At 67.4% G+C, this 18,318-nt stretch carries 22 protein-coding genes; 8 read left to right on the forward strand and 14 right to left on the reverse strand.

What is annotated here, in order from left to right:
• Nucleotides 1–52: 52 nt before the first annotated feature.
• From BV210_RS04125 to dapA, 6 genes are read right to left on the reverse strand one after another with little or no spacing between them, the layout of a single operon-like run.
• The gene (locus BV210_RS04125; protein ID WP_077205416.1) at nucleotides 53–1,126 is read right to left on the reverse strand and encodes a M20 family metallopeptidase; all 1,074 of its coding nucleotides are present in this window, start codon (nucleotides 1,124–1,126) and stop codon (nucleotides 53–55) included.
• Nucleotides 1,126–2,034: a diaminopimelate epimerase gene (gene dapF / locus BV210_RS04130; RefSeq protein WP_077205417.1), complete on the reverse strand. Its 909-nt coding sequence runs from the start codon at nucleotides 2,032–2,034 to the stop codon at nucleotides 1,126–1,128. The genes BV210_RS04125 and dapF overlap by 1 nt, the downstream gene beginning before the upstream one ends.
• Complete coding sequence (gene lysA / locus BV210_RS04135; RefSeq protein WP_077205418.1) at nucleotides 2,022–3,269, reverse strand: diaminopimelate decarboxylase; 1,248 nt, start codon at nucleotides 3,267–3,269, stop codon at nucleotides 2,022–2,024. The genes dapF and lysA overlap by 13 nt, the downstream gene beginning before the upstream one ends.
• The gene (locus BV210_RS04140) at nucleotides 3,266–4,096 is read right to left on the reverse strand and encodes a 2,3,4,5-tetrahydropyridine-2,6-dicarboxylate N-succinyltransferase (RefSeq protein WP_077205419.1); all 831 of its coding nucleotides are present in this window, start codon (nucleotides 4,094–4,096) and stop codon (nucleotides 3,266–3,268) included. The genes lysA and BV210_RS04140 overlap by 4 nt, the downstream gene beginning before the upstream one ends.
• Nucleotides 4,093–4,851: a 4-hydroxy-tetrahydrodipicolinate reductase gene (dapB, locus tag BV210_RS04145; RefSeq protein WP_077205420.1), complete on the reverse strand. Its 759-nt coding sequence runs from the start codon at nucleotides 4,849–4,851 to the stop codon at nucleotides 4,093–4,095. Before dapB ends, BV210_RS04140 begins: the two co-directional genes overlap by 4 nt.
• Nucleotides 4,848–5,768, reverse strand: a complete 921-nt coding sequence (dapA, locus tag BV210_RS04150) for a 4-hydroxy-tetrahydrodipicolinate synthase (protein ID WP_077205421.1) — start codon at nucleotides 5,766–5,768, stop codon at nucleotides 4,848–4,850. Before dapA ends, dapB begins: the two co-directional genes overlap by 4 nt.
• Before the next feature lie 309 nt (nucleotides 5,769–6,077).
• Between dapA and BV210_RS04155 the strand changes: the two genes are divergently transcribed.
• On the forward strand, nucleotides 6,078–6,575 hold the full coding sequence (locus tag BV210_RS04155) for an NYN domain-containing protein (protein WP_077205422.1): 498 nt from the start codon (nucleotides 6,078–6,080) through the stop codon (nucleotides 6,573–6,575).
• Here BV210_RS04155 and BV210_RS04160 read toward each other — a convergent pair.
• Nucleotides 6,572–6,754: a hypothetical protein gene (locus BV210_RS04160; RefSeq protein WP_077205423.1), complete on the reverse strand. Its 183-nt coding sequence runs from the start codon at nucleotides 6,752–6,754 to the stop codon at nucleotides 6,572–6,574. The genes BV210_RS04155 and BV210_RS04160 overlap by 4 nt on opposite strands.
• A 167-nt stretch (nucleotides 6,755–6,921) precedes the next feature.
• On the opposite strand from BV210_RS04160, the gene BV210_RS04165 reads away from it, so the two are divergent.
• From BV210_RS04165 to BV210_RS04180, 4 genes are all read left to right on the forward strand, one after another.
• Entirely contained in the window at nucleotides 6,922–7,416 is a 495-nt protein-coding gene (locus tag BV210_RS04165) for a PUA domain-containing protein (RefSeq protein WP_077205424.1), read from the forward strand.
• Between the two features lie 272 nt (nucleotides 7,417–7,688).
• The gene (locus BV210_RS04170) at nucleotides 7,689–8,066 is read left to right on the forward strand and encodes a nascent polypeptide-associated complex protein (RefSeq protein WP_077205425.1); all 378 of its coding nucleotides are present in this window, start codon (nucleotides 7,689–7,691) and stop codon (nucleotides 8,064–8,066) included.
• Between the two features lies 1 nt (nucleotide 8,067).
• Nucleotides 8,068–8,787 (forward strand): tRNA (adenine-N1)-methyltransferase, encoded by a 720-nt coding sequence (locus BV210_RS04175; RefSeq protein WP_077205426.1) that lies wholly within the window; start codon nucleotides 8,068–8,070, stop codon nucleotides 8,785–8,787.
• Between the two features lie 2 nt (nucleotides 8,788–8,789).
• Nucleotides 8,790–9,188 (forward strand): hypothetical protein, encoded by a 399-nt coding sequence (locus BV210_RS04180; RefSeq protein ID WP_077205427.1) that lies wholly within the window; start codon nucleotides 8,790–8,792, stop codon nucleotides 9,186–9,188.
• Here the strand turns inward: BV210_RS04180 and BV210_RS04185 are convergent.
• The 5 genes from BV210_RS04185 to BV210_RS04205 all read right to left on the reverse strand — a co-directional run bounded on the left by BV210_RS04185 (nucleotide 9,185) and on the right by BV210_RS04205 (nucleotide 12,443).
• A complete protein-coding gene (locus tag BV210_RS04185) occupies nucleotides 9,185–9,784 on the reverse strand; it encodes a hypothetical protein (RefSeq protein WP_077205428.1) in 600 nt (199 codons plus the stop codon). The genes BV210_RS04180 and BV210_RS04185 overlap by 4 nt on opposite strands.
• A 3-nt stretch (nucleotides 9,785–9,787) precedes the next feature.
• Entirely contained in the window at nucleotides 9,788–10,111 is a 324-nt protein-coding gene (locus BV210_RS04190) for a transcription factor S (protein WP_077205429.1), read from the reverse strand.
• 140 nt (nucleotides 10,112–10,251) lie between these two features.
• Nucleotides 10,252–11,151, reverse strand: a complete 900-nt coding sequence (locus BV210_RS04195; protein WP_077205430.1) for a hypothetical protein — start codon at nucleotides 11,149–11,151, stop codon at nucleotides 10,252–10,254.
• A 111-nt stretch (nucleotides 11,152–11,262) separates the two neighbouring features.
• Nucleotides 11,263–12,198 (reverse strand): hypothetical protein, encoded by a 936-nt coding sequence (locus tag BV210_RS20545; RefSeq protein WP_077205431.1) that lies wholly within the window; start codon nucleotides 12,196–12,198, stop codon nucleotides 11,263–11,265.
• Nucleotides 12,195–12,443: a hypothetical protein gene (locus tag BV210_RS04205; protein ID WP_077205432.1), complete on the reverse strand. Its 249-nt coding sequence runs from the start codon at nucleotides 12,441–12,443 to the stop codon at nucleotides 12,195–12,197. Before BV210_RS04205 ends, BV210_RS20545 begins: the two co-directional genes overlap by 4 nt.
• Before the next feature lie 288 nt (nucleotides 12,444–12,731).
• Between BV210_RS04205 and BV210_RS04210 the strand changes: the two genes are divergently transcribed.
• Together BV210_RS04210 and BV210_RS04215 are read left to right on the forward strand one after the other, a co-directional pair.
• Nucleotides 12,732–13,979, forward strand: coding sequence for an inorganic phosphate transporter (locus BV210_RS04210; protein ID WP_077205433.1), 1,248 nt, complete (start codon nucleotides 12,732–12,734; stop codon nucleotides 13,977–13,979).
• A gap of 36 nt (nucleotides 13,980–14,015) precedes the next feature.
• Nucleotides 14,016–14,429 (forward strand): universal stress protein, encoded by a 414-nt coding sequence (locus BV210_RS04215; protein WP_077205434.1) that lies wholly within the window; start codon nucleotides 14,016–14,018, stop codon nucleotides 14,427–14,429.
• Nucleotides 14,430–14,450: 21 nt separating this feature from the next.
• Here the strand turns inward: BV210_RS04215 and BV210_RS04220 are convergent, their stop codons facing one another.
• Nucleotides 14,451–15,797: an alkaline phosphatase family protein gene (locus tag BV210_RS04220; RefSeq protein WP_077205435.1), complete on the reverse strand. Its 1,347-nt coding sequence runs from the start codon at nucleotides 15,795–15,797 to the stop codon at nucleotides 14,451–14,453.
• 608 nt (nucleotides 15,798–16,405) lie between these two features.
• Here BV210_RS04220 and BV210_RS04225 point away from each other — a divergent pair.
• Nucleotides 16,406–17,692 carry an ATP-grasp domain-containing protein gene (locus tag BV210_RS04225; protein WP_077205436.1) on the forward strand — a complete coding sequence of 429 codons (1,287 nt, stop codon included), beginning with the start codon at nucleotides 16,406–16,408 and terminating at the stop codon, nucleotides 17,690–17,692.
• Here BV210_RS04225 and BV210_RS04230 read toward each other — a convergent pair.
• Entirely contained in the window at nucleotides 17,689–18,219 is a 531-nt protein-coding gene (locus tag BV210_RS04230) for an inorganic diphosphatase (protein WP_077205437.1), read from the reverse strand. The genes BV210_RS04225 and BV210_RS04230 overlap by 4 nt on opposite strands.
• Nucleotides 18,220–18,318 lie beyond the last annotated feature (99 nt).

The following is an 18,318-nucleotide window of genomic DNA, read 5'->3' on the forward strand; positions in this document are numbered from 1 at the left end:
CCGGGCGCTATCAGGACTGGTAATTCCGGTCGCCGACAGGACGTCTGGCGTATCAGTCGAGCAGGGACTCGACGGCCGCCGTCGCGATCTCACCGGCCCGTTCGACCTCGGAACGGCGAACGTACTCGCGCTCGGCGTGGGCCACTGCGCCCTCGTCGTCAGCCAGCACCCCCGGTCCGAACACGACCGTCGGCGCGTCGGCCGCGAAGTACGAGGCCTCCGTTGCCGCCCCGAACGGCCGGACCTCGCCCGCGCCAGCGTCCCGGAGTGCAGTCACCACGTCGCTGTCGGCGGGCGTGGCGAACGCTTCGAGGAACGGTGTCTCGCGCTCGGTGTACGCGAAGGAGAGGTCCATCGAGTCGGGAATCCAGGACTGGAGGTGGGCCGACAGTTGCTCGCGGAAGCCCTGCTGGGTCTCGGGGGGAACGCTCCGACGGTCGATCGTTATTCTGCACTCGGCGGGAATCTGGTTCGTCGCCTCGCCGCCCTCGATCACGGTGGGTTCGAGCGTCGGTCGCCCGAGCGAGTCGTGCTCGGGCGGACCGACCGTCTCGTCGTAGGATTCGAGGGCCTGCAGGACGGGCGCAGCTGCACGGATCGCGCTCGCACCGCTCTCGGGTTCCGCCGCGTGGGCCGCGAGGCCCTCGATTTCGACTGTCCCCTCGAAGCGGCCCTTCGCGGCGTTACAGATGTCCAGTCCCGTCGGTTCGCCCACGATGTAGCCGTCCGCATCCAGGTCGAGCGCCGCCGCGCCCGTCGAGTACACTTCCTCGTCGGGCGTGACCGCCAGCGTCACTGTTCCGGACGCTATCTCGGCATCGAGAAACGCCGAGAGCAGGGCCGCGAGCGGTCCCTTCGCGTCGCAGGACCCCCGGCCTCGGACGATCTCACCGTCCCGTTCGAGAGGGACGTGGGGCGGTACCGTATCGATGTGCGTGTTCAGGACGATGTGTGGGCCGTCGGATTCCCCCTCGCGCGTCGCCAGGGTATTTCCGGCGTCGTCGATGCGGACCGAAACGCCCGCGTCTTCGAGCGTCTCGACCAGGTACTCGCGCATCTCGGTCACGTCCTCGTGGGAGGGGATCGAGACGGCGGTCTCGTGGAAGTCGAGGGGGTCGAACGCCATCAGTCGTCACCCGGGACGGTGTCGAGTTCCACGTCGAAGGTCGTCGGGTCGACGACGGTCACCGTCCCGGTGTACTCGCGTTCGACCGGGCCCTGCAGGAGCGCGTCCCGATCGGTCAACTGGACGACCAGCCGACCACCAGGCGGGTGGGCCGGGACGCGCTGGCCCCGCTCGACCTTGCCGAGGCGCTCGGCAGCAGCGACGATGGCCACCGCACCCGTCCCACAGGAGTCGGTTTCGGCCTCGACGCCGCGCTCGAAGGTCCGCTGGTCGAACCCACGAACCGTCCCGTCCGCGGCCTGACCGTCCGCCCGTGGCGCGGCGAAGTTGACGTTCGCGCCCTCGGGAAACACGTCGGCGTCCCGGACCGCGGGCGCGACGGCCTCCACGTCGACGCTCGTCACGTCGTCGACGAACGCGACGGCGTGGGGAACGCCGGTGTTGACCGCCGTGACCGTCAGGCCCTCCACCTCCCGTTCGATCATGGGTTCGTCGCCGACGACGGGGACACGATCGGGTTCGAACGTGGGCGCACCCATCTCGATGGTGACGCCCTGCTCGCCGATCTCGGCGCGGCGCGTACCGGCCTGCGTGTCGATCATGACCTCCGGGGAACCGGTGCGTTCGGCGACCCACTTCGCCGCACAGCGGGCGCCGTTGCCGCACATGGCCGCGACGCTCCCGTCCGGTTGAACCAGCGTCATCACGACCCGGGGCGGGGAGTACTCGTCCTCCAGCGCCAGAAAGAGGACGCCATCGGCCCCGCGTTTGCGCGCGTTGGGGTGATCGAGCCCGGTCTCCCGGTCACAGAGGTCGGCCGCGAACGCCCGGCGGTCCGGTACGTCCTCTGTCGCGTCGACGATGATGAAGTCGTTGCCCGTGCCGTGATACTTCTCTACTTCGACCATGTTTCCAGTTCTGTAATGTCCGCGACCGCTTCCCGGCGAACCGCCAGCCGCGCGTCGGTACCGTCGAGGGCAACGACCGCCGGCCGCGGCCGGGAGTTGTAGTTGCTGCTCATCTCGTAGCCGTAGGCGCCCGCGTTCCCGACCGCGAGCAGGTCGCCCCGCTCGGAGTCGGGGAGCGGACGGTCCTCGCCCAGCACGTCCGCCGTCTCGCAGATCGGGCCGGCGACGGTCACCGAGACGGTCTCGCGCCGATCGGCGTCACTCGCCAGCGAGCGGATCGTGTGATACGAGTCGTACATCGCCGGACGGACCAGCGTCGTCATGCCGGCGTCGACGCCCACGACGGTCGTCTCGGGCGTCGGCTTGACCGTATTGACCCGCGTCAGTAACACGCCGGCGTCCGCGACGAAGTACCGGCCGGGTTCGATCCCCAGTCGGGCGTCGACATCGCCGAACGCCTCCCGGGTCGCCGCCGCAACCGCGTCCAGATCCAGCGGGTCCTCCTCCTCCCGATAGGGAACCCCGAGGCCACCGCCGACGTTGACGAACTCGATAGTGCCTACGTCGGAAATTACCCTCCGTGCAAGGTCACCCATCCGCGCGACGAGTTCGCGGTGGGCCTGCAGGTCCTCGCCGGAGATACCGCTCCCGGCGTGGGCGTGCAGGCCCACGAGGTCGAACCCGCGGTCGACGGCCTCGCTGGCGAGGTCGGGCACCCGGTCCATCGGGACCCCGAACTTGGGGGCCGCGCCGGTCGACACCTTCTCGTGGTGACCGGCACCGACCCCGGGGTTCGCCCGGATACAGAGCCGGCCGGAAAAGCCGCGCTCGTCGAGACGGTCGAGGGTGTCGGCCGCGCCCACGGTCACGATCAAATCGTGGTCGGCGGCGGCGTCGACGACGTAGTCCAGATCCTCCTCCGGCGGGTTCACCGCCGTGTAGCGGACGGCTTCGCCGTCGAATCCCGCGGCGAGGGCGCGTTCGACTTCCCCCGCGGAGGCGCACTCGGCACCGACACCGGTGGACTCGATGGTCTCGAGCACCGGCCGGGTGGTGTTGGCCTTGACGGCGTAGCTGATCTCCTCGGCGTCGAAGGCACTCTGGAGCCGGGCGGCGTTCTCGCGCACCCGGTCGGGATCGAGGACGTACAGCGGCGTGTCGAACTCGGCGGCGAGGTCGCGCAGTCGCTCGGCGTCCCAGTCGGACAGCCGGCGGACCGCGACCCCCGAGCTCATTCTCGGAGTGCGTCTTCGCGCTCGGTGCCTTCGAGGGTTTCGGTCTCGATGTCGGTCGCGACCACCGCCGGCTTGTAGGCCGCGCCGGGGATCAGGTCCTCGTCGCTGACCGAGGACTCGACGTAGCGCGCGAAGGCCCGCCGCTCGGGCGGGAGTTCCCCGTACAGCACCTGGTCCTCGACGAGATCGTAGACTGGAATCCGCGGGGTCAGCAGCGTGTTCTCGCCCACGATGGAGTTCTCGCCGACGCGGAAGCCGGAGGTGACGCGACAGCCCGCCCCAAGCGAGACGCCGTCCTCGACGATCACGGGGTCGTCCTCGACCGGTTCGAGGACGCCGCCGATCAGCGTGTTCGCACCCAGCTTGACGTTCTCGCCGATCTGGGCACAGGAGCCGACGGTGTCACAGGAGTCCACGAGCGTCCCGTCCCCGACGTGTGCGCCGATGTTGACGAACGAGGGGCTCATCAGGATCGCGTCGCTGCCCACGTAGGCACCGCGTCGGATGACGGTGCCGTCCGGCGTGTTCCGGGAGCCACGGTCGCCGATGTCGGCGGTCTCACGAAGCGGGAGTACGTCGTGGTACGCCACGTCGCCGTACTCGCGGGATTCGATCTCGCGGAGGCCGAAGTTGAGCAGGATGCCCTGCTTGACCCACTCGTTGACCTGCCAGTCCCCACCGGCGGGTTCGGCGGCCCGTACGTCGCCGGCTTCGAGGGCTTCGAGGAACGCGTCGAGCGTGTCGGCGTCCTCGGCGGTGGCGTCGTCGGCCGTGAGGCCGTCGTCGTAGCGATTCCACAGGGCTTCGATGTCGGATTGTAGGCTCATTGGTCGATGACGTTCCCGAAGTCGTACCGCCCGGGCTCTTGGTTTTCGATCCAGACCGCGGCGTCCAGCGCGCCGGCCGCGAAGACGCTCCGGTCCTCGGCGTGGTGTGAGAGGGAGAGCACCTCGTCGTTGCCCGCCGCGATCAGTTCGTGTTCGCCGCGGATGTCGCCGGCCCGGCGGGCGAAGACACCGATCTCGTCCTCGTCGCGGGGCGCGTGGCCCTCGCGACCGTAGACCGGTTCCACGTCGCGTTCATCCTGGACGGTTTCGAGCATCGTCTTCGCCGTCCCGGAGGGCGCGTCGATCTTTCCATTATGATGGGTCTCCATCAGTTCGAGGTCGTAGTCGGGCACCGCGGGCAGAGCTTCCTCGATCGCCCGGAGCAGGGCGTGGATTCCCCGCGCGAAATTGGTGGCCTTCAGGAGCGGGACGGACTCGGCGGCGTCGTCGAGCGCGGCGAAGCCGTCCTCGTCGAAGCCGGTCGTGCCGACCACCAGCCCGACCCCTGCGTTCGTACAGGCCTCGGCGAGCGACAGGGTGGCCTCGGGGACGGTGAAGTCGACGGCCACCTCGGCGTCGTATTCCGCGAGTGCGTCGGCGGCCTCACCGGCGTCGACGACGGGTACGCCCTGCACCTCGTCGGGCCCTTCGACGTCGAAGCCGACGACGGCCTCCACGTCGTCGCGGTCGGCCGCGGTCTCGATGACAGTCCGACCCATCCGGCCGGCCGCGCCGTTGACTGCGACCCGCGTCATCGCTGGACCTCCGCCGGTTCGGGGGCGGTCCCGTCGTCGAGGTCGTCCAGCGTCTCACGGAGCGCGTCGAGCGTCTCGTCGGTGGCGCGGGAGAGCGGCGAGCGCATCCGACCCGAGTCGTAGTGGCCGCGGATCTCCATGGCCTCCTTGATCGGGATGGGGTTGCTCTCGGCGAAGAGCACCCGAAAGAGTTCGCCGAGTTCGTGGTGGTACTCACGGGCGCGCTCGAAGTCCCCCGACAGCGCGGCCCCGACGAGCGCGCAGGTCCGGGCGGGTTCGACGTTGGCCGAGACGGAGATACAGCCGCTGCCGCCGGTCGCGATGATCGGCAGGGTCATCGCGTCGTCACCGGAGAGTATCGCGAAGTTCTCCTCGCGCGTGCGCTCGATGACCTCGGTGATCCGGTTCATGTCGCCGGAGGCGGCCTTGTAGCCGACGATGTTCTCGTGTTCGGCGAGATTCACGGCGGACTCGACGGCGATGTTGCGACCGGTCCGGGAGGGGACGTTGTAGATGATCTGGGGGAGGGAAACGGCGTCGGCGACCTGCCGGAAGTGGTTCTCCATGCCGGCGGGTTCGGGCTTGTTGTAGTACGGGGAGATCAAAAGGAGGCCGTCGGCCCCGGCGTCGGCGGCGCGTTCGGAGAGTTCGAGCGCCTCGCGGGTGTTGTTGCTGCCCGACCCGGCGATCACGGGCACGTCGTCGACGGCGTCGGTGACGGCTTCGATGACTTCGACGTGCTGGTCGTGCGAGAGGGTCGCGCTCTCGCCGGTCGTGCCCATGGGCACGACGCCGTCGACGCCGCGCTGTTCCAGCCACTGGGCGTGCTCGCGGAGTGTCTCGAAGTCGATGCTCTCGTCTGCGTGAAACGGCGTGGTCATCGCGGGGAACACGCCGGTGAACGTATCGTGTGTCATTGCTGTGGTGTATGTCGGTCGTGGGGGATATAGTGATCGGATACTGCGCGCGAGACGACGAACACGGCCCGCGACGGGGGCGCTACGCCCGCCGTGAGCCTATCGCGCGCGTTTCAGTTTGCTACTGCCCCGAAAACGGACCGCGCCACACCGGTGGCTGGTCGGTGACCCAGCGAGTTCCAGCGTGGCCCGTTGCATACACGGGCGACGGTGACGAGAGGACTTAGTCGTTGCGACACTTCTCCGGCTGCCTGTCTCGCGAGTGCCCGTCCGACAGGGTTTATCCCGTGGGGTCTCCAAACGTCGATCATGACTGACGTGCATCCCGGGCAGCGCGTGGCGATGCTCGCCGACGCGCAGAACCTCTATCACACCGCCCGGAGCCTCTATACGCGCAACATCGACTACGCGTCACTGCTGGAAGAAGGCGTCAACGGCCGCGAGTTGACGCGCGCGATCGCCTACGTGATCCGAGCGGAGGCAGAAGACGAGGAGACGTTCTTCGAGGCGCTGGTCGACATCGGCTTCGAGACGAAGATCAAGGACATCAAGACGTTCGGCGACGGCTCGAAGAAGGCCGACTGGGACGTCGGGATGAGCTTAGACGCCGTGACCCTGGCCGATCACGTCGACACCGTGGTGCTCTGTACCGGTGACGGCGACTTCTCGCGGCTCTGTCGACACCTGAAACACGAGGGCTGCAAGGTCGAGATCATGGCGTTTCGTGAGTCGACCGCAGAGGAACTGATCGAGGCGGCCGACACGTTCCGGGACCTCAGCGAGGACGAGGAGACGTTCCTGCTCTAGACCGGCTGCCCGGCTTCGGAGGTACCCAGAAGGAGCGTCCCCGCGGCCATGACCAGCGCCGCGACGCCAGCGACGACACCCGGGATCTGGAACTGCTGGAGCCCGGTGCCGAGAATCAGCGCCGACCCGATCAGCAGCAAGACCGCACCGATCGCGATTTTCGCCGTTCCTGATAGCATGATATCCGAGGGTATGTAATTCTCGCGTATAAATCCATCCAAAACCGCCAGTGTGGGACACGATATCCAGTGACAGTCGGCGCACGTATTGGTGTGTGGTAACTACCGACAATGAATCGCGTCGCGGGTGGAAGGTGTTTAGTCGCTGGCCCCGGAACGGCGAGGCGATGAACGACGAGGACGGGCGGACGCTCCGCCGGGTCGCGGATTACCAGTTCGGGGCGGGCGCGGGCGCGGCGCTCTTTCCCCCCGAGGAGGACCTGGAGGTCTACCGGACGAGTTCGGGCCGGCCACAGCAGGTGGTGGCGGACGCCGGTCGACTGGTCACGTACGGTGTCGATGGCCGGTTCACGCTGAGTCCGGGCGGGGCACGACGGTTGCTCGACGCGCTCGACGCGCCGACCCACAGAGTCGTCGTCGGCGAGGACAGCGATCCGTTCGTCCGCGAGGGTCGCAACGCGTTCGCGAAGTTCGTGCAGCGGGCCGATCCGGACGTTCGGCCGGGCGACGAGGTGGCCGTCGTCCGCGAGGACGATACCCTGCTCGGGGTGGGCCGCGCCGAACTCGCCGGCGAGGACATGCTCGACTTCGGGACCGGGATGGCCGTGTTCGTCCGGCACGGGGTCGAGTCCGACGGGGACGAGGCGATCGAGGAGGACTGAGTTGGTGGTTGCGGTGCGGGGCGGTGGCGGTGCTGTCGCGGTGCGGAGGCGGGGCGGATGCGGTGCGGTCGGGCACCAGCACAGCAGCGGATCGCGCGCCGCGGCGCGCGATCCGCTTTTTCGCCACCGGAAGACTCGCTTCGCTCGTCTTCCGAGCACCCGCTCACTTCGTTCGCGGGAACCACGTTTTTTGCGAGGGGGTCGCGAGTCGACCCCCTCGCGAAAAAGGTGGTCCCGAAGGGGTTTTCCGCCAGCGCCGCAACTGCCCGGGTATGTTCGGAGGAGGCGGCTTCGACCCGCAGAAGATGCAACAGATGATGGACCAGTTCGGCATCGACATCGACGAGCTCGACGCCGAGGAAGTGATCATCCGCACGGCCGACGAGGAACTCGTGTTCACCGACGCCGAAGTCCAGCGGATGGACGCCCAGGGCCAGGAGACCTACCAGGTCATCGGCACGCCCGAGACCCGCGAGGCCGGCGAAGGGTCGGCGATCGAGAGTGGTGACGACGACGGCGGGTCCGGTGGTATTCCGGACGCCGACATCGAAATCGTCGCCAACCGCGCCGGTGTGAGCGAGGACGACGCCCGCGAGGCACTCGAAGCCGAGGACGGCGACCTCGCGGCGGCCGTCGAGCGCCTGGAGTAACGTGGCGCTCCTGTTGGTCCGGGACGACCGGGAGTACCTGCTGGAGCGTGGCGAGCGCCTGGAGACGGACCTGGGAATCCTCGAGGTACCGGAGGACGCCGCGGCCGGCGAGGTCGTCACCACGCACCTCGAGGAGGCGTTCACGGTTCGAGAACTCCGGGGCCCGGACTGTTTCAACCACTTCGAGCGCACGGGCGCGCCGATGATGCCGCGCGATATCGGACTGATCATGGGCCACACCGGCGTCTCCGAGGGCGACACGGTGCTCGACGCCGGTACGGGGACAGGCGTGCTCGCGGCGTACATGGGGAGAGCGGGAGCCGACGTGGTCACCTACGAGCAGGACCCGGAGTTCGCCGATGTCGCCCGCGAGAACATGGAACTGGCCGGCGTCGACGACCGGGTCGACGTGCGGACGGGCGACGTAACCGAGGAGTTGGACGTGGGACCGGTGGACGTGGTGACCCTCGATACCGAGGACGCGCCGGCCGTCGTCGAACACGCCGCGGACCTGCTGAAACCCGGCGGGTGTCTCGCGGTCTACTCGCCGTTCGTCGAGGGGACGCGGGAGGTCGCCCGGACCGCTCGCGACGCGGGGCTGGAGGGGGTCGAGACGCTGGAGACGATCCAGCGGGAGATGGACTTCGACGACCGGGGCTCCCGGCCGTCGACGGCAGGCGTGGGTCACACCGGCTTCCTGACCTTCGCCCGTCGGGAGTGACAATGGTCGATCGACGCGATCCGAACCCGCAGGGGCTGCTCGGGGTCGTCGACGGTGCGCTCACGATGGCGACCGCGCCCGCCGTGGAGGCCGCCGCCAACCTGCTGGTGGATCTCGACGACGCGCGCCTGCGACTCCCATCGGTCGGTGGACCGGTACACATCGAGATCGAGCACCTGCGCGAGGCCGTCCGGATCGTCCGGAACGAGGGGGAGACGCTCGGGCAACTCGACGCGACGTTGCGGGCCGGCGGGTACACGGCGGAGGTGTACGTCGGGGAGACGCGGGTGGCGCTGCTGGGCGTCGGTGCCGATCCCGGACGGGTGAGCCGGTGGCTCGGTGACGGGCGAACGGAGTTGCTGGCGACCGGGGTCTGTGCGGCCGCCGTCAGGAGCCTCTAGCGGACGGACTTGACCAGCGTGAGCAGTTCTTTGCGGAAGGAATCGGGATCGATGTCGATCCCCGGAATGGAGATACCGAGGAGATCGGACAGCGACGCGGCGGGGTAGGCACCGCCGGCCAGTCGGAACTCGCCACCCGTCGACCAGACGGCGAGGTACCCCTCGACGGGTACGTCGACGACGCTGGTCTCGATGGCGGCGTCGTAGGCCTGCAGAGAGGCGCGATCGCCGGAGTCGACACGGATGCGATCGTGGCCGGCCTTCGAGATGTCGTCGAAGCCCCGTTCCTGCAGCCGCTCTCTGAACACCGAGTTGGCCTGCGTGCGGACGGTGGTGAAGACGGCTGCCGGACCGATAGTCGGCGGGAGCGTGGGGGTGAACTCCAGTCGGGTCGCGAAGAAGAAGCGCCACATCCGGTCGACGGCCCCGCCGGTGAGACTCGTTACTGTCGACCGGAGGTCGTCGTCGTCGTAGACGGCCGTGTGGCCGACGACGCGGGCGACCGGGAGCTCGAACACCGTCTCGCTCGACCTGTCGGTGACGGCCCAGCCGTCGAGGTGGTCGTCGGGCACCCGCGGGGTCCCGTCACCGCTCATTCGTCAGTGGTCGTCCTCACGCCACTTGTGTTCACACTCGGTGCAGGTGAAGAACCGCGTCTCGCTCTCGTCGGCGGCGCGGATCTGCTTCATCTCCCAGAAGGCGCGGTCGTTACCGCACTCGGGACAGCGGGCTTCGGTGGTCGGCCCCATGTCCTCGGCGTCGACCTCGGAGGTGTCGATGACCTCGCTTTCCTCCTGGGACTGGGTGGAGGTCATCGCCGCCTCCGTCTCGGCGTCACGCGGCTTTTCGTACCCGCAGCTCCCGCAGATCCACATTCCGTCGTCCGTCTTCATCATCGAACCGCACTCGTCACAGAACTCCATGTTAGCTACCAGTTACAGGATGCCCCCCTAAAACCCCCTCGGATCACACGGGACGCCACGACTATCGGCCCCGATCTGGACGCCGCGGACGGGACAACCAAGCGAAGTGGACGAAGAGGGCGGAGTGACGCGAGAGGGGCTCAGTTGTTGGCCTGCCAGTCGTCGCAGGCTTCCATATCGGACATGACCTTCGTGTGGAGGGTGCAGGCGGGCCGGATCTCACCGTCTACCCGGACGTACTGGAAGTGTTCGCAGTTGCCGCAGTAGGCGTCGGGCTGGCCGCGGGTCTCGGCGGCCTCGACGACCTCGTCGGGGACGGGTTCGGCGTCTTCCATGCCGCCCGTCTGGGCCGCCGCACCGCCGTCGCTGGCCGCCTGTGCGCCGCCGGTCGGGGTGGCGGGCTCGTCGCGGGTGTAGAGTACGTCTTCCTCGTCGTCTTCGGAGCGGTTGGTCTGGGTCTGGACCTCGCCGTCGGGGTTCTGCCCGAACAGGCCGATTCCGCCGAGTCCGGGGACGGAGCCGGTGACTTCGAGGACGCGCGTGGTGCCCTCCTCGGTCACCTCCATCCGGACCGTGCCGCCGGGGTCGGTTCGGGTCTTGAAGTTGGCGACGGCGACGAACAGACACCAGAACAGCGTGATCGTCCCGAGGAAGTAGACGACCACGACGGGCAGGGTGAGGTCCGGGCCGCTCGTCGAGCCGACCCACTCGTAGGGGTAGGCCTCGCGGAAGAGGACGACGCCGAACACCGAGAGACTCGCGCCGATCACGGCCGCCGCCCGGGCGCGCCGGGAAGCGGGGAGGACGCTGAAGCTCCCGAGGAAGGCCGCCGGCAACCCGAGTCCCGCGAGGACGCCGGCCAGTTCCCGCGCGCCGAAGGTCGTGAGGCCGAACTGATCGGCTAGCCCCGTCGTCGCGATGGCGATCGCGGCGACGACCATCGCCGCCCCGAGGCCGAACAGCGACAGCCCGAGGAATCGCCGGCGTCGACCCGCGACGCCGCCGACGCCGCCGTCGTAGACGTCCGTCAGGTTTGCCATGCGGGGCGGTACGTGACCGGTCCACAAAACAACCCGTCAGACACGCGGCAGACGAACGGGTGCGCCGCCGTCGGGCATCGCGACCGGGAGGAGAACGGCAGCGTAGCGGTCTCAGGCCCCCGCAACGGCCCGTCCGGAGCCCGTGATCCGGACGGTCGTGCTGGCGCGCTCGGCGTCCGAGGGGACGAAGATGTCGACGTCGACGGGTTTCGTGGCGCCAGGTCTGACGAGGCCGACGTCACAGGTCCGACTAATGATGGGAGCGTCGTCGGCGTCCTGCAACGTGACAGTGGCTTCCACCTCGGCTGCTTCACCCTCGTTGGTTACGCCGAGTTCGACGTGTGCGAGTTGGCTCTGGAGTGCCCTCACGTCGGCCTCGTTGCCATCCCCGTCGTAGAACGTGACGCGCTCGAGCGTGAGATGGTCGCTCCTGGAACTGATGTACCGGAAGAGTCGGTCCGAGATGTCCTCGTATATCCTGTCCCCTTCGGAGCCGTCCTCGAAGAGGGTGCCGATCGGATTGAGGTCGGCCCGCAGGTCGCTGGCGATGGTCGCACGGTTCTGCGTGTTGGTCTTCAAACGGAGGTAGTCGCTGACGAACGCGTCGAACTCACTCGGGAGGGTCCCATCGTACATGTCGGCGTAGGCCCGGAGTTCCGCGTCGAAGTTTATCAACGGTGGCAGGGGTGCAGAACGTCCCGCCTCGGGAACCCACGGCCTGGCGGCCGGCCGACGGTCGACAGCCTCCGGCGGGGCGGACGCGGCGATCCGCTCGAAGTAGCCGAGGCCGTCGAGAATCGACCCGAAGACGGCACTGAGGACGGTGACGAAGATCACGCCGGCCGTGAGCAGGTGCGAGACCGGCGGCGGGAGCGTGAACTGGAACAGCGCGATGAACACGCAGGTCACCATCCCGACGACGAGGAGGAACGAGCCGAGATTGGGGTCTCTGCCGGTGAGAAACTCGATGCTGTCGAGGAACGCCGAGTCGGCCGCCGTGTCTGGCGGTGAATCGGGTCGGTCCCCGGATCGTTCTCGCTGGCTCACTGGCCAGACACCCCCGTGACGTCGGCGTTCTTCGCCTCGGCGGCACGCCGGAGCACCTGGACGAGGTGTGAAACCCACAGGCCAGCGGTAAACCCGAACAGCGTCCCGACGGTGGTGATGCGGATGGTTTCTTCGAGCGGCGCGAACGCGACGCCGATACAGAGCACCCCGAAGATGAACATGAGGGCGTATTGGACGCGTGTCTCCCGGTTCACGCGTCGTATCTCTTCGAGCATAACGGCCATCTAGAAGCCTCGGAGCATATTAACTCTGTTGTCTGACATAAGTTGCCGAATGGATATCACAAGCTACTGTCCGATACTTCTTATATCCAGGGTAGAGGCCCTTTAGTACCATAAAAGACGATATGCAGAGGGCCGAGGAGCGGACGTTCCACCTCGACTATATTTGCTCAGATATCTTACCCTTTGTGCTCTGCACACCGTGGATCCGCTCGAGGCGTCGTGAGCAGCGACAGACCGAAGGGCCACGGTCGTGTATCTAAATCCACCCCTAACGGGATTCTCACGAACATGGTCTCGACACTCGTCGCCGTCGGACTGCTGGTGGCTGCGTTCGTCGGCTACAACATCGGCGGATCCTCGACCGGGGTGGCGTTCGGCCCCGCGGTCGGCAGTCGGATCGTACGGAAGACGACCGCGGCGGCGCTGTTCACGGCCTTCGCCTTCGTCGGCGCGTGGACTGTCGGGCGCAACGTCATCGACACCATGAGCGACGGGATCGTCCCCGCCGCGCAGTTCTCGCCCGTCGCCAGCGTCGGCGTCCTCTTTTTCACCGGACTGGCACTGCTGATCTCGAACATCTACGGCGTCCCCGCATCCACGTCGATGACTGCCGTCGGTGCCATCGTCGGCCTGGGGCTTGCGACGGGGACGCTCGACGCGGCGCTGATGTTCACCATCGTCTCGGCGTGGATCGTCGCGCCGCTGATCGGCTTCGCCGTCGGTGCCGTCATCGGCCGCTATCTCTACCCCCACCTGGACGCCCGACTCGCGTTCGGGCGGATGCGCGACCCACTCTTGCGGATCGATCGCTCCGGTGCCGTCCCGCGACCCGGGCTCAACGAGAACGCCTCTCGACGGGACCTGGTCGGCGCTGCCCTCGTCCTCGTGATCGCCTGCTACATGGGCTTTTCCGCGGGCGCTTCGAACGCCGCCAACGCGGTCGCGCCGCTGGTCGGCAACGGCTCGATCTCGATGAACCAGGGCATCCTGCTGGCGGTCGGGGCCATCGGCCTCGGCGGGTTCACCATCGCCCGACGGACGCTTGCGACCGTCGGCAACGACATCACCGACCTGCCGATCCTCGCGGCGTTGATCGTCTCGCTCGTCGGCGCGACGATCATCACCGTCCTCTCACACCTGGGGATCCCGGCAAGCCTGGCGGTGAGCACGACCTGCTGTATCATCGGGCTGGGCTGGGGCCGGGCCAGCCGGACCGCGACGCTGACGGATCTGGCGAAACCGACGCCACTGGGCGAGGCAGAGACGGACCTGGCGACGGGATCGCTGGCTGCCTCACCGGCCGGCGAAGAGGGAGCGGGCCCGACCGTCGGCGAACTCGCCAGCGGCGAGGCCGAAGCGCCGACCGAACCGCCCGAGACAGCCGAGGTTCCCGGGATCGGGACAGAGGAACTCGAGGAAGTGACCGCCGAGAGCCTGTTCGACCCGGCCGCGACGGCCCGGATCGTCACGCTGTGGATCCTCTCGCCCGTGCTGTCGGTCGTCGGTTCCTACCTGCTGTTCGCCCTCCTTCTGTGACCCAACACGTTTGTCGGCGTCCGACGTAGGGGACGTATGCGCGTACTCGTTCCGATGGACGATTCGGAGATGGCCGAACACGCTCTCGAATACGCTCTCGACGTGTTCGACGACGCCGAGATAACCGTTCTAACCGTCGTCGGCGAACCCTCGTTCTGGTGGGGCGAGGCGACGTCTATCGCACTCGCCGACGACATGGAAACAGCGGCCGAGGAACACGGGCAGGCGGTCGCGGACCGGGCCGACGAGATTGCCGCCGAACACGACACCGAGATCGACGTGACCGTCCGGACCGGCCACCCGGCGCGGGCCATCCTCGGCGCCGCCGACGACTACGATACCATCGTCCTCGGCACCCACGGCGGATCGATGGCGGACCAGCTGGTGATCGGCAACGTCGCCGAGAAAGTGTTCCGGCGAGCGCCGGTGCCGGTGACCGTCGTTCGGTGATCGCCGAACGCGGTCGACGACTCAGGACAGCAGCGTCGAGCCGTCGAAGGCCGTCCGGTCGTAGTCGAGGTCCAGCAGGTCCATCAGCGTCGGCGCGATGTCCAGCAGGTCGGCGTCCTCGATGCGCGCGTCGGGGTCGTCGACGAACAGGCAGGCGTTGTCGAAGCTGTGCATGCCGTTGCGGGGCCCCTTCCCGAACACGTCGTCGTCGCCCTTGAACCCGGATTTCAGATCGAAGCCGTGGTTCGGGACGACCACGAGGTCGGGGGCGATGTCGGCGTGGTCGCCACGGAAGGCGTCCTCCTTGGTGACGACGCGGTCGGCGACCTCGTTGCCGTCCGGACCCTCCAGTGCCTCGAGTTCGGCCTGGAGTTCGTCACGGACCGCCTCGTACTCCGCTTCGGGGACGCTCCCGCGCGGTTCGCGGTCTTCGAGGTTGATGTAGAAGCGGCCGGGGATGAGCGAGTAGGCCTTCGTTTCCTCGGCGATGTCACCGAGTTCGTCGTGGTCGTCGTCCTCGTAGCTGAGCCAGCCGTTCTCGGCGAGCCACTCGTTGCAGTGGACCTCGTAGTTCAGCGTGGTGAACCCGTGGTCGGAGGCGACGACCATCGTCACGTCGTCGGGGAGCAGCTCGCGCATCTCGCCCAGGTACTGGTCGACCTTGCGGTAGAACTCGAGGAACTCCTCCTTGTACTCGCCGTCTTTCTCGTAGTCCTCGAACAGGAAGTGGTTAACCCGGTCGGTCGTCATGTAGACGCCGAAAAACAGGTCCCAGTCGTCCTGTTCGATGTAGTTTTTGAACGCCTCGTGGTTGCGGTCGATGGTCTCGTGGGCGTCCTCGATGAACTCGGACTTGTCGTCGTCGTGGCCGAGTTTGGCGTTGACGTCGATGCGGTAGTCGATGTCTTCCAGATACTCCCGGAGGTCGTCGGGGTAGGCCGCCTTGTCGATACCGGGTGAGAGAAAGCCCGAGACCATCCGCTGGACGTCACGCTGTGGCGGGAACGTGACGGGAACGTTCATCACCGTCGCCTGCCGGTCGGCGTCCTGGACGCGATCCCAGATCCGGGTCGCCTGTACGTCCCGCCCCATCGGGACGTACGTGTCGTAGGACCCCACTTCCCGATCCTGGAAGCCGTAGACGCCGGTCTCACCGGGGTTGACGCCGGTCGTCAACGACGGCCAACAGGCGCTCGATTCCGGCGGGACGATGCTGTCGATAGCCCCCGCACTCCCCTCGTCGGCCAGCGCCGCGAGGTTCTCGAACTCGTCGAAATGCTCCGAAAGCATGCTGTACGGAACCCCGTCGATGCCGAAGAAGGCAACACGGGGACCGTCGTCGCCACGAAGCCGATCGAACAGACCCATACCGGTCGTTACCGGGACCGGGCACAAGAAGCTTCTTTTCGCGGTGGAATACCGACGCCCGTACGGGACACCGGCAAAACATGTCCGTACTACCGATCTGTCTCCTCGTCGACCGACCGCTCCTCGCGGGACTCGAAGTTCTCCGGGACCACCGTCACGTGGGACACGCCGACGGGTTGTGGTTCAGTCGCCATCACGTCCCGAGATACGGTCCCCGCCCTCTAATAATTACCCATAATCATAATACATGCGGGCCGGAGAGCGAATAACTGTGAGGTATCGGCGGTGCGGACCGACGACGGATCGGCGGCGGACATCACTGCCCCGCAGGTGGGCTGGCGGCGTCGTGGCTGCTGGGTGGCAGAGAGTGGTCCCGGATTCCTTTGCCGAAAGCTCGGGTAGGTTGCGGGACGTGGGCCGATACCCTGGGCTTTCGGTGGCCGAGTAGGCAGCGGCGTGTCGTCGGCCGGTTCCGCGGGGACCACACCGATGACAGGTCAGCCGTAAAACCGTCGTACTGGCGTTCTGTCGCCGAGCCGTCCCGTTCTACCTCGACGACGCGGGAACAACGGACCAATACTAATCCCCGTCGCCGTGGCGGAGTGGGTATGGCCACTGGCAGCGCCCTCGTGTTGACCACGCAGCAACAGAGCGGGCTGGCGATCGTCCGGTCGCTGGGCCGCCGCGGGGTGACGATCGTGGCGGGCGGTTCCGAGGAGCCGACGCTCGGGATGCTCTCGCGGTTCAGCGACGGTCGGTACGTCCATCCGGAACCGGGAGCGGGGGCGCAGCGCTTCCTCGATCACCTGCTCTCGTACCTCGAGACCGCCGACCACGACTACGTGTTCGGTCCGACCGACTGGATGACCGCGCTACTCTCGAAACACGAGCGCGAGATCGTGGACACCGGGACTCGCCCGGCCGTCGAGGACTGGGACACTTTCGCGGCGGTGTTCGACAAGGCTCGCCTGTTCGACGGCCTTGCCGACGTGGACGTACCGACCCCCGACACCCGCGCCCCCGAGACCGTCGAGGACGTCGAAGCGATCGCTCCCGACCTGTCCTATCCCGTAGTCGTCAAACCCCGGAGCAAGACCCGCTGGGACGACAGCGGGCAGTGTTCGACGTATCTCGTCGACGACAGCAGCTACGCCTCGTCGCCGGACGAACTGGTCGAGACCTACCGGTCGGTGCTGGCCGACGAGCCAGACCTCCGGGACTGGCCGCCGATCGTCCAGACGTACGTCCCCGGCGAGACGACGACGACGGTGGTGCTGGCCGACGAGGGCGACGTACGGGCACACTTCCAGGAGCGACGACTCCGGACGGTCCCGCCGTCGGGCGGGAGTTCCGCCCTGCTCAGCGTCGTCGACGACGACCGAATGGCCCGCTACGCCGAGCGTGTGATCGCGGCTATCGACTGGACCGGCCCGGCACAGGTCGAGTTCATGCAGCGCCCGGACGGCGAGTACGTCCTCATCGAGGTCAACGGGCGCTACTGGGGGTCGCTGCCGTTCGCCATCAACTGCGGCGTCGACTTCCCGTGGCTGCACTACCGCCAGCTCCGCGGCGAGACGGTCTTCCACGACGGCGACTACCGGACCGACGTGATCCAGCGCCGGACCCGACAGGATCTCGAGTGGCTCGGTCACCAGCTCGCCGACCGCAACTACCGGGCGCTGGGGCCGTTCCTCGCGGATTTCCTCCGGGCGGACCACACGTTCGTCTCGCTCCGGGACCCGCTGCCGACGCTGTGGATACTGAGACAGGTTCCGGGCACGCTCTTCGAGGAGGGACGGGACGTCGCCGGGACGGACGCGACGGAGCGCGAGGACCCGCAGCCTCGCGGCTCGTCGACGGGTGACGGCCGAAAAAACGCGGGGGAGCCGGGTTAGAAGTTCTCTTCGTAGAGGTCCATCGCGTGTTCGATGGCGTCCATCGCGGCCTGCTTGTCCTCCCAGCCCTGCGTCTCGACTTCCTTGCCCTCCTCTAAGTTCTTGTAGGTCGCGAAGAACTCGTCGATCTCGTCGAGTTGTTGCTGGGGGATGTCCGAGAGGTTCTGGATGTGATCGAAGCGCGGGTCCTCGGTGGGGACGGCGATGACCTTGTCGTCCTGTTCACCGTCGTCGTCCATCTTCATCAGCGCGACCGGGCGGGCCTCGATGACACAGCCGGGGAACGTCTGGTCCTCGACGAGGACGAGCACGTCGAAGGGGTCCTCGTCGTCGTAGTAGGACTGCGGGATGAACCCGTAGTCCGAGGGGTAGTGGACGTTGCTGTGGAGCACCCGGTCCAGCACGACGCCGGGGACGTCCTTGTCGTACTCGTACTTGTTGCGCTCGCCTTTGAGACACTCGACGACCGCGTAGATCTCTTCGGGCGGGTTCGGCCCAGTTTCGAGGTCTTCCCAGAGGTTCGTCATCACCTGCCCGTGCGACAGCGGGCCAAAAAGTACTTTCGTAATCCGTACCGAGCACGAGACGAGCATCCGGTCCCGTATCGTGGCCCGCTAGCCCCCGTC

The sequence above is a fragment of the Halorientalis sp. IM1011 genome (assembly GCF_001989615.1).
Taxonomy (GTDB): Archaea; Halobacteriota; Halobacteria; order Halobacteriales; family Haloarculaceae; genus Halorientalis.

Excerpts from the sequence above, each read along its gene's own strand:
- BV210_RS04125 (WP_077205416.1), bottom strand. The coding sequence starts at position 1,126 with ATGGCGTTCGACCCCCTCGACTTCCACGAGACCGCCGTCTCGATCCCC.
- dapF (WP_077205417.1), bottom strand. The coding sequence starts at position 2,034 with ATGGTCGAAGTAGAGAAGTATCACGGCACGGGCAACGACTTCATCATC.
- lysA (WP_077205418.1), bottom strand. The coding sequence starts at position 3,269 with ATGAGCTCGGGGGTCGCGGTCCGCCGGCTGTCCGACTGGGACGCCGAG.
- BV210_RS04140 (WP_077205419.1), bottom strand. The coding sequence starts at position 4,096 with ATGAGCCTACAATCCGACATCGAAGCCCTGTGGAATCGCTACGACGAC.
- dapB (WP_077205420.1), bottom strand. The coding sequence starts at position 4,851 with ATGACGCGGGTCGCAGTCAACGGCGCGGCCGGCCGGATGGGTCGGACT.
- dapA (WP_077205421.1), bottom strand. The coding sequence starts at position 5,768 with ATGACACACGATACGTTCACCGGCGTGTTCCCCGCGATGACCACGCCG.
- BV210_RS04155 (WP_077205422.1), top strand. The coding sequence starts at position 6,078 with ATGACTGACGTGCATCCCGGGCAGCGCGTGGCGATGCTCGCCGACGCG.
- BV210_RS04160 (WP_077205423.1), bottom strand. The coding sequence starts at position 6,754 with ATGCTATCAGGAACGGCGAAAATCGCGATCGGTGCGGTCTTGCTGCTG.
- BV210_RS04165 (WP_077205424.1), top strand. The coding sequence starts at position 6,922 with ATGAACGACGAGGACGGGCGGACGCTCCGCCGGGTCGCGGATTACCAG.
- BV210_RS04170 (WP_077205425.1), top strand. The coding sequence starts at position 7,689 with ATGTTCGGAGGAGGCGGCTTCGACCCGCAGAAGATGCAACAGATGATG.
- BV210_RS04180 (WP_077205427.1), top strand. The coding sequence starts at position 8,790 with ATGGTCGATCGACGCGATCCGAACCCGCAGGGGCTGCTCGGGGTCGTC.
- BV210_RS04185 (WP_077205428.1), bottom strand. The coding sequence starts at position 9,784 with ATGAGCGGTGACGGGACCCCGCGGGTGCCCGACGACCACCTCGACGGC.
- BV210_RS04190 (WP_077205429.1), bottom strand. The coding sequence starts at position 10,111 with ATGGAGTTCTGTGACGAGTGCGGTTCGATGATGAAGACGGACGACGGA.
- BV210_RS04195 (WP_077205430.1), bottom strand. The coding sequence starts at position 11,151 with ATGGCAAACCTGACGGACGTCTACGACGGCGGCGTCGGCGGCGTCGCG.
- BV210_RS04205 (WP_077205432.1), bottom strand. The coding sequence starts at position 12,443 with ATGGCCGTTATGCTCGAAGAGATACGACGCGTGAACCGGGAGACACGC.
- BV210_RS04210 (WP_077205433.1), top strand. The coding sequence starts at position 12,732 with ATGGTCTCGACACTCGTCGCCGTCGGACTGCTGGTGGCTGCGTTCGTC.
- BV210_RS04215 (WP_077205434.1), top strand. The coding sequence starts at position 14,016 with ATGCGCGTACTCGTTCCGATGGACGATTCGGAGATGGCCGAACACGCT.
- BV210_RS04220 (WP_077205435.1), bottom strand. The coding sequence starts at position 15,797 with ATGGGTCTGTTCGATCGGCTTCGTGGCGACGACGGTCCCCGTGTTGCC.
- BV210_RS04225 (WP_077205436.1), top strand. The coding sequence starts at position 16,406 with ATGGCCACTGGCAGCGCCCTCGTGTTGACCACGCAGCAACAGAGCGGG.
- BV210_RS04230 (WP_077205437.1), bottom strand. The coding sequence starts at position 18,219 with ATGACGAACCTCTGGGAAGACCTCGAAACTGGGCCGAACCCGCCCGAA.